General features: G+C 32.8%; 8 protein-coding genes and 1 pseudogene. 7 read left to right on the top strand and 2 right to left on the bottom strand.

Features of this window, described 5'->3' with window-relative positions; translation table 11 throughout:
• Positions 1-149 (bottom strand): annotated as a pseudogene (locus ACKTSW_RS09545) (IS3 family transposase); the annotation flags it as partial.
• A 222-nt stretch (positions 150-371) separates the two neighbouring features.
• On the opposite strand from ACKTSW_RS09545, the gene rplM reads away from it, so the two are divergent.
• The 7 genes from rplM (at position 372) to frr (ending at position 5,288) form a co-directional block, all read left to right on the top strand.
• Positions 372-827: a 50S ribosomal protein L13 gene (gene rplM, locus ACKTSW_RS09540; RefSeq protein ID WP_408025037.1), complete on the top strand. Its 456-nt coding sequence runs from the start codon at positions 372-374 to the stop codon at positions 825-827.
• A gap of 2 nt (positions 828-829) precedes the next feature.
• Positions 830-1,216 carry a 30S ribosomal protein S9 gene (gene rpsI, locus ACKTSW_RS09535; RefSeq protein WP_408025036.1) on the top strand — a complete coding sequence of 129 codons (387 nt, stop codon included), beginning with the start codon at positions 830-832 and terminating at the stop codon, positions 1,214-1,216.
• 142 nt (positions 1,217-1,358) lie between these two features.
• Positions 1,359-2,111, top strand: coding sequence for a 30S ribosomal protein S2 (gene rpsB / locus ACKTSW_RS09530; RefSeq protein WP_408025035.1), 753 nt, complete (start codon positions 1,359-1,361; stop codon positions 2,109-2,111).
• Positions 2,112-2,201: 90 nt separating this feature from the next.
• Positions 2,202-3,170, top strand: coding sequence for a translation elongation factor Ts (tsf, locus tag ACKTSW_RS09525; RefSeq protein WP_408025034.1), 969 nt, complete (start codon positions 2,202-2,204; stop codon positions 3,168-3,170).
• 117 nt (positions 3,171-3,287) lie between these two features.
• Positions 3,288-3,884 (top strand): RDD family protein, encoded by a 597-nt coding sequence (locus tag ACKTSW_RS09520; protein ID WP_408025033.1) that lies wholly within the window; start codon positions 3,288-3,290, stop codon positions 3,882-3,884.
• A 91-nt stretch (positions 3,885-3,975) separates the two neighbouring features.
• On the top strand, positions 3,976-4,683 hold the full coding sequence (gene pyrH / locus ACKTSW_RS09515; protein WP_408025032.1) for a UMP kinase: 708 nt from the start codon (positions 3,976-3,978) through the stop codon (positions 4,681-4,683).
• Between the two features lie 50 nt (positions 4,684-4,733).
• Entirely contained in the window at positions 4,734-5,288 is a 555-nt protein-coding gene (frr, locus tag ACKTSW_RS09510; RefSeq protein WP_101916204.1) for a ribosome recycling factor, read from the top strand.
• Between the two features lie 48 nt (positions 5,289-5,336).
• On the opposite strand, the gene ACKTSW_RS09505 is transcribed toward frr, so the two are convergent.
• Positions 5,337-5,495 (bottom strand): integrase core domain-containing protein (locus ACKTSW_RS09505; RefSeq protein ID WP_408023416.1); only part of this gene is annotated, 159 nt, incomplete at its 5' end.

Here is a 5,495-nt window from a genome sequence, read left to right as displayed (position 1 = left end):
ACAGTACTCCTACCTTGAATACCATAGACTTTTTGTACCTGCTTATAGGTGTAGTTGCCTTTTTCTACCTCGGCTACTAAGGCTAATTTAAAGCCTAAATTGTAATCGCGTTGGGTGCGCTTAACCCGCTTGTTTACTCCTTTACTCATAATAAGTCGATTTTGTGTCAACTTATTTCAGGACGGGACAATATACGATTTCAAAAAAGCGTGCTTAAAGCACGCTTTTTTTGTAGGTACTACTTAGTAAAATCTAATAGCTTAAAATTAAACTAACAGGCTATTTGTCAATTAAATAATTAAACGTACATTTGCAAACCTTTTTAAAGGATTAAAATTAATTATTAATAAACAAAAACTAATCGTGTAATTATGAACACATTAAGTTACAAAACAGTATCAGCTAATAAGGCTACCGTAAACAAAGAGTGGGTTTTAGTTGATGCGGACGGGCAAACATTGGGTCGTCTAGCTTCTAAAGTTGCAAAACTTATTAGAGGTAAGTACAAGCCAAATTATACTCCTCACGTAGACTGTGGAGACAACGTTGTTATTATCAACGCTGAAAAAATTAACCTAACTGGTAATAAGTGGGCAGATAAATCTTATATCCGCCATACAGGTTACCCAGGAGGGCAAAGATCATTAACTGCTACAGAAATGTTTGAAAAAGATCCTACAAGATTAATCGAAAAAGCAGTAAAAGGAATGTTACCTAAAAACAAATTAGGTAGTGCGTTATTCAGAAATTTATATGTTTACGCAGGTACAGAGCATGATCAAGAAGCTCAAAAACCTCAAACTATTAACCTTAACGATCTTAAATAATTATGGAAACTATACACAAAATAGGTAGAAGAAAAACAGCTGTTGCTCGTGTTTATGTTTCTCAAGGAAGTGGAAACATCACTATCAACAAGAGAGAGTTTAAAAGCTATTTCACAACACCAACTTTACAATATAAAGTTCAACAACCTTTAATGTTAACTGAAAACTTAGAGGCTTATGACATTAAAGTAAACGTTTATGGTGGAGGTGTTACTGGTCAAGCTGAAGCTATTCGTTTAGCGATTACTAGAGTATTAGTATCAATTAACGAAGAATATAAAGCTGTATTAAAACCAGAAGGATTATTAACTCGTGATCCAAGAATGGTTGAACGTAAGAAATTCGGTCAGAAGAAAGCACGTAAGAAATTCCAGTTCTCTAAACGTTAATATATTACTGGACTTGTTTCAGTATTTAAATGTTTTGAGACTGTTATTTATAAATTAATTTTTAACAGTTTAGTATCTAAATATTTCAGACTTAATAACTACTGAAATATTGCGAAAACAGAACGTAAACACATTTATTAAAATGGCAAACATTCAAGAATTATTAGAAAGTGGCGTACACTTTGGTCACTTAACAAGAAAATGGAACCCTAACATGGCTCCATACATTTATACAGAACGTAATGGTGTTCACATCATCGATTTGTACAAAACCTCAGCTAAAATTGACGAAGCTTCTGCTGCGTTACAAAAAATAGCTAACTCAGGACGTAAAATCTTATTCGTTGCAACTAAAAAGCAAGCTAAAGATATCGTTGCTGAAAAGGCTAAAGCTGTAAACATGCCTTACATTACTGAGCGTTGGCCAGGTGGTATGTTAACAAACTTCGTTACTATTCGTAAAGCCGTTAAGAAAATGACTTCTATTGATAGAATGAAGACCGATGGTTCTTTTGATGCATTATCTAAAAGAGAAAAATTACAAATTACTCGTCAACGTGAAAAATTAGAAAAGAACTTAGGTTCGATTTCTGATATGACTCGTTTACCAGGGGCTTTATTTGTAATTGACGTAAAGAAAGAACACATTGCTGTTGCTGAAGCACAAAAATTAAACATTCCAATCTTTGCAATGGTTGATACAAACTCTGATCCTAGACCAATTGATTTTGTAATTCCTGCAAATGATGATGCTTCAAAATCTATCGATAAAGTATTATCGTATGTAACAGATTCTATTGCTGAAGGCTTAACTGAAAGAAAAGCTGACAAAGAAAAAGCTAAAGCTGACAAAGAAAAGACAACTGAGGCTCCAGCAAAAGAAGAAGCAAAATAATTTTTAATTTAAAGGTTTCATTACATGAAACCTTTAAATTTTTACAACTTTGTACAACAATATATTTACAACTAAAAAATAACGATAGAAATGTCAGTAAAAATTAGCGCTGCAGACGTAAAAAAATTAAGAGAAACTACCGGAGCTGGTATGATGGATTGTAAAAAAGCATTAGTAGAAGCTGAAGGTGATTTTGATAAAGCTATTGAAATTTTACGTAAAAAAGGACAAAAAATTGCTGCCAAGAGAGCAGATCGTGAGTCTACTGAAGGTGTGGCAATCACTAAAATTAGCGATGACAACACATATGGTGTTGCTATCGTATTAGCATGTGAAACAGATTTCGTAGCTAAAAACGATTCATTCAAAGCTTTAGCGCAAGAGTTTGTTGACATCGCTTTTAATCACAAAACAAAAGAAGAATTCTTAGCTGCTGATTTTGGCGGTGTAACTGTTGCTGAAAAATTAATAGAGCAAACAGGAGTTATCGGTGAAAAAATCGATATCACTGCTTTCGAAAGAATTGAAGCACCATACGTAGGAGCTTATACTCATGTTGGTAAAATTGCTGCAATGGTAGGTTTAACTGCTGTTGTAGATAATGCTGCTGAGTTAACCAAAGACTTAGCTATGCAAGCTGCATCAATGGGAGCTACTACTTTATCTTATAAAGATTTTGACTCTGCCTATGTAGCTTCTGAAACTGAAGCTAGAATTGCTGCAATTATTAAAGACAACGAAGAGTTAGCACGTTTAGGTAAAACCTTAAAGAACGTACCTGAATTCGTGTCTAGATTACAGTTAACAGATGAAGCTATTGCTAAAGCTGAAGATGAAGCAAAAGAGCAATTAAAAGCTGAGGGGAAACCAGAACAAATCTGGGACAAAATCTTACCAGGTAAAATGGAAAGATTTATCTCTGATAATACAACTTTAGATCAAGAACAATGTTTATTAGATCAAAAGTTTATTAAAGACGAAAAGAAAACTGTTGCAGAATATGTTTCTTCTTACGGTGATGTTGAAGTTAAAAACTTCGTAAGAGTTACTTTAGGATAATTCTCAACAATCATATTATAAAAACCATCCATTTTTGGATGGTTTTTTTATACAACTAATTTAGATTCATTTTCAACTCAATTTTAAATACATTAGCACTTCATCAAAAAAACAGCTATGACAAGGGAAGAACATTTAAAATTTTGTAAAATTTGTAATAATCAAAAATTCGATAGTCAAAAAGGAATTATTTGTGGACTAAGAAACTCTATTGCAGATTTTGAAGATACTTGTGAATCATTCGACGAAAACACACAGCTAAAAGAAAAACTTTTAGCAAAAAATAGTGAAAACGAATTAATCAATCAAACTGCTAGTCAAGGTACGCGTTTTGCCAATTATCTTCTTGACAGAATATTTATATTAATAATCAGCTTTTTCTTAGGCTTTATAATTACTCTTCTCCTTACTATTATTTCTCCTAACTCTGCTGGATATTTTGAGCAAATGGGAAAACTGGAAGAATTTGTATGGGGATTTATCATAGGAATGTTCTACTACTCTTTTTTTGAAGCTTTAACTGGTAGATCGATTGCTAAGTTTATAACAGGAACAAAAGTTGTTGATGAAAATGGTAACAAACCTACATTTGACGCAATACTATTAAGATCATTATGTAGATATATCCCTTTTAATGCTTTCTCTTTTTTAGGATCTGATGCTGTTGGTTGGCATGATTCTTTTTCAAAAACTCGTGTCATTAAAATTAAGTAATAAATAGTAACACTGTACTTACCCCTCCTACATTTTCAGCATAAAACTCTCAAAAAAAATATGTAGCTTTGCACAACTTTCAACAGAACAGATGCAATACAAAAGAATTCTTTTAAAATTAAGCGGTGAAGCTCTTATGGGAGAACGTCAATATGGAATTGACCCTAAAAGACTTAAAGAATATGCCCAAGAAATTAAACAAGTAATAGGTAAAGGAGTAGAAGTCGCCATTGTAATTGGTGGTGGAAATATTTTCAGAGGGGTTGCAGGTGCCAGTCAAGGTATGGATCGTGTGCAGGGTGACCACATGGGAATGTTAGCTACCTGTATTAACGGACTAGCTTTGCAAAGCGCCTTAGAAGACGAAGGAATACATACACGTTTACAAACAGCTATTGAAATTAAAGAAATTGCAGAACCTTACATAAAACGTCGTGCCAACCGTCATTTAGAAAAAGGGCGTGTAGTAATATTTGGTGGAGGAACTGGAAATCCTTATTTTACAACCGACACAGCAGCAGTATTAAGAGCTATTGAAATTAATGCAGATGCTATTTTAAAAGGTACACGTGTTGATGGTATTTACACAGCAGACCCTGAAAAAAATAAAGACGCTGTTAAATATGAAAATATTACCTTTAAAGATGTCATTGAAAAAGGCTTAAAAGTAATGGACATGACAGCTTTTACTTTAAGTGAAGAAAACAAATTACCAATTATTGTTTTTGATATGAACAAACAGGGAAACTTATTAAGGTTAATTTCTGGAGAAAACATTGGAACAATAGTTGATAACTAATAAATCGAAAATTACCCTCTTATTATTTGAGGCTTTTAAATACGAACAAAATGAACGAAGAGATTGATTTTATTTTAGATTCGACAAAAGAGGCTATGGATAAAGCTGTTAGCCACTTAGAAAAAGAATTAGCAGGAATTAGAGCTGGTAGAGCAACTCCTGCTATGTTAAGCACAATTATGGTAGATTACTATGGTTCTCAAACACCATTATCACAAGTAGCTAACGTAAATACTCCTGATGCTAGAACCATATCAATTCAGCCTTGGGAGAAAAACATGTTACAAGAAATCGAAAAAGCCATTATGCTTGCAAACATCGGTTTTAACCCAATGAATAATGGAGATAACATTATAATTAACGTTCCACCATTAACAGAAGAACGTCGTAAAGGGTTAGCTAAACAAGCAAAGTCAGAAGCTGAACACGCTAAAGTAGGTGTTCGTAATGCGCGTAAAGATGCTAATAATGAAATTAAAAAAGTTGATGTTTCTGACGATATGAAGAAAAATACTGAAGCTGAAATTCAAAAATTGACTGACGATTACGTAAAAATAATTGACGAAAAGTATGTAGTAAAAGAAAAAGAAATTATGACTGTATAGTTTCTTTTAGTGAGTCGTCCTAAAATAGGTTGACAGTTATTTAAAAAATTATATTGAACCAGAGAAGTTAACTTCTCTGGTTTTTTTGTTATGTACAAAGTTAGGTGTTTTCATGTTAAGACTTAAATGTGGTCTTTTGTTATTATATGTATTTATAGACTCTTTAATTAATTGTTTAAGTTCCTTTCCATTATTACATTTATAAAT

It is taken from the genome of Tenacibaculum sediminilitoris (assembly GCF_964513795.1).
GTDB classification, from domain to species: Bacteria; Bacteroidota; Bacteroidia; order Flavobacteriales; family Flavobacteriaceae; genus Polaribacter; species Polaribacter sediminilitoris.
The sequence above is the reverse complement of the archived record's forward strand: the minus strand, read 5'-3'. Positions and strand labels throughout refer to the sequence as shown.